Here is a 3,346-nt window from a genome sequence, read left to right on the forward strand (position 1 = left end):
TCTCCAAGCCTTTCGTGTTTTAACGGGACCACAGCACATTCTATTATTTTTTCATTTATTCTCAAGTTCTTTATAGTTGGCTGCCAATTCTCTTAAAGCCCCTTTGGAAATTTTGCCTGTTGGTGTTTTAGGCATTTCCTCTATTATCAATAATTTTTCTGGCCATTTATATTTGGATACGCCTTTAACCTCTAAGAATTTTCTAATTTCTTCAAGAGTCATATTAGCATCACTGGCCGTGCATACAAGGCAGGCAATTTCTCCAAGCCTTTCGTGTTTTAACGGGACCACAGCACATTCTATTATTTTTTCATATGATGACAAAATGTTTTCAAGTTCTATGGCATTTATTTTCATACCACCGCGATCTATTATTTCCTTATTTCGGCCGGCAAAATGTATATATCCGTTCTCATCTTTATATCCACTATCTCCAGTTTTGAACCATTTATTTCCATTAATTTCTATATAGGATTCTTTTGTTTTTATCTCATTGTGATAATAGTATTTAAATAAATTATATCCTCTATATAATATTTCTCCGATTTCATTAACTGCTGCAACCTTACCATCGCTATTTAATATTATTGCATCTGTATCTGGAATAGGTTTTCCTATAGTCTGGCTTTTTATTATTGCTGGATAGGTTCTTAAATTATATATGCCTGCTCCCAATTCTGTCATTCCCCAATGGGGTATTATGTTTCCAATATATTTTTGTGTTTCATAAACTATATTTTCTGTTACAAACATACCACCAGTTCTTACCTCTTCTACAGTATTTGGTATTCTATTAGTTTTTTTAATAACGTTTAATAGATCCACGATCTCTGTGGGAACTAAATATAAATGTGTGACCCCGCATTTTGAAATTAAATCTAAGAACTTTTCAGGATTAAAATACGGTTCCATTATCTGGGTGCAGCCTGCAATTATGCTGCTATGCAAGGATAAAATACCAAACAAATGGGTGAATGGGCTGCCGGAAAGCATTACGGAATTGCTGTTTAATCCTGAATCATTTACAACCTGTACGGCATTTTTTATGAGGGTGTCATATGTATGCAGGCAGGCCTTAGGATGTCCATCGGTACCGGATGTAAAAAATAATCCCATGCTATCATAATCATATAATTCATTTTGTTGTGGTGCATCATTAGTTATATTGGAATCTTTATATATTCTTTCAAGAGTGGTATGGCTCGGGATATCCTCTTCTGAACGGAAAATAAGTCTAGGTGATATTCCAATTTCATTTGAAAGCTCTTCAAATAATTTAATAAGGTCAGTATTCTTATACCTTGATTCAGTAATGATAAATGCAGGTTTAATCTCTTCAAGGGCATTCTTTATATCAGCCCTTGCATAGGGCATGTGCATGGTGGATATTATACCTCCTAATTTGGATATTGCAAGGTGTGCTATAAGAAAGTCTGGACTGTTTGGAAGGTGTACTACTGTTATATCCCCCTTTCTATATCCATTTAATGTAAACCAATTTGCTAATTTGTCAGCCCTCCTTTTTACCTCATTGTATGTAATTTTTATGTTATTAAAAATAATAGCTATCTTGTTGGGATTTTTAAGAACATTATTAGAGAATATATCATATAATAGAAAACTTTGATTTTGCATTATATTACACCACATTAAACTTTACATAATTTCCAGTTCATCCCTGTATTCTTTTGGTATTGGTGGTAGTTCTAATTTTAATGACTCGGCTATGCTTGTAACCCGATTTATATAATCGCGCCTCATATCTGTATTTGATCTTTTTTTGATCCCCCATTTTACAAATAACTCATTGTTCTTTGATTTTGCACGGCCAAAAAACTGTAATGTAAGTGGAAATATTTCCTCAAGTTTTTTGTTGATAATCTCCTTATTATTTTTATCCTCTCCAATGAGATCAGTTAAAATTTCCTTGCCAAGTCCTACGTGAAACTTTTCCTCAGGATATGTTTCCTTGGCTACATTTGCTAAGGGTACATAACTGCTGTCAATTAAATCATCTAGTTCAACTAATTCTGCCACGTCACCAAAAGCTTTTATAACTCCAAATTCTACCCATTCTTTCATTTTGTAATCAAATAAAGTTAAAGTTTTGTTCTCATCCCATGCTGCATTTATATCCTGCGCGAGTCTTAAAAAGAGTATATGGTGTCCAAATTCCTGCATTGTATTACGGCTTACAAGCCATTTATAACGTGGTGTTGGTGCTAATCTGATTGCTGGTTCATCAAATACTAGTGCACCCTTAAGCTCATTTGCAACGTGGCTTACTATAACCTTCTTTACAGCATTCTGATATTCCTCATCCATTTTCTTAAATTCCTCTGCATTTAAAATCTTCTTATTAAATCTATCCATACACTCACCTATCTATTTTAGACATATACATAATATCACTCTCAAGCGGGTAAAGCCAGCCAAAATCTTCCCATTTTTTGATTGCTGAATTAAATAAATCCTGAGTTACCTCGCCCTTGACAGTATCAATTATACGGGGCTGGCTAAATATATAAAATTCATCATCACGTATGCCAAATAATTGCCCTGTTATATACCTGCTATCTGGACTTATCAAAAATTTACATAGTTTTCCAACGCTTGCTGGGTTTGCAGTTTTGGCCTTTCTTAAATAATCAACTAGCCATGGCTTATTATCTGGAATTATATCAGTTACTCGGGTATGTGCAAATGGGGCAATGGCATTTACAGTCACTCCATATTTGGCAAGCTCAAGTGCCCAAACACGGGTTAAAGAAAACAACGCACCTTTGGATGCTGCATAGTTTGATTGACCATAATCGCCAATGAGACCGGAACTAGATATTATATTTATAATTCGTCCGTAGAGATTTTTGCGAAAATCTTTTGTTATCATACTTGTTAGAAAAAAATGACCATTTAAATTACAGTCAAGAACCTTACCCCATTGCTCTGGTGTCATATTAAAAACCATTTTGTCATTTAATATGGCTGCGTTATTAATTAAAACGTCAATCCCTTTTGTATTTTCCATTCCCAAATCATAAATTTTTTTAGCCTGTTCAAAGCTATTTAATAATATATTTGTTGGTATTATTTGTGACTTCCATTTATATTTTTTAATTTCTTTGTATATTAAATCGGCATCCTCTGTCTCCCCAGTAACAGATAACCCGGCATCATCCAGTATCAGGTAATCTATATATCCATCAAGCTCTCTTGCAATAGCCAGTCCTATACCACGAGCAGCACCAGTAATCAATGCAGTCCTTGGAAAAAAATCACCATTTTCCATTTACTTCCATTTATATTTTTTAATTTCTTTGTATATTAAATCGGCATCCTCTGTCTC

The 3,346-nt window shown here is 34.0% G+C and carries 3 protein-coding genes; all 3 read right to left on the reverse strand.

What is annotated here, in order from left to right:
* Positions 1–51: 51 nt before the first annotated feature.
* From AOG54_RS02085 to AOG54_RS02095, 3 genes are read right to left on the reverse strand one after another with little or no spacing between them, the layout of a single operon-like run.
* Positions 52–1,635, reverse strand: coding sequence for a class I adenylate-forming enzyme family protein (locus tag AOG54_RS02085; protein ID WP_055032343.1), 1,584 nt, complete (start codon positions 1,633–1,635; stop codon positions 52–54).
* Between the two features lie 21 nt (positions 1,636–1,656).
* Positions 1,657–2,373: a Phenylacetic acid catabolic protein gene (locus tag AOG54_RS02090; RefSeq protein WP_048101196.1), complete on the reverse strand. Its 717-nt coding sequence runs from the start codon at positions 2,371–2,373 to the stop codon at positions 1,657–1,659.
* A gap of 4 nt (positions 2,374–2,377) precedes the next feature.
* On the reverse strand, positions 2,378–3,289 hold the full coding sequence (locus tag AOG54_RS02095) for an SDR family NAD(P)-dependent oxidoreductase (protein WP_048101195.1): 912 nt from the start codon (positions 3,287–3,289) through the stop codon (positions 2,378–2,380).
* Positions 3,290–3,346 lie beyond the last annotated feature (57 nt).

Source organism: Acidiplasma aeolicum, from assembly GCF_001402945.1.
GTDB lineage: Archaea > Thermoplasmatota > Thermoplasmata > Thermoplasmatales > Thermoplasmataceae > Acidiplasma > Acidiplasma aeolicum.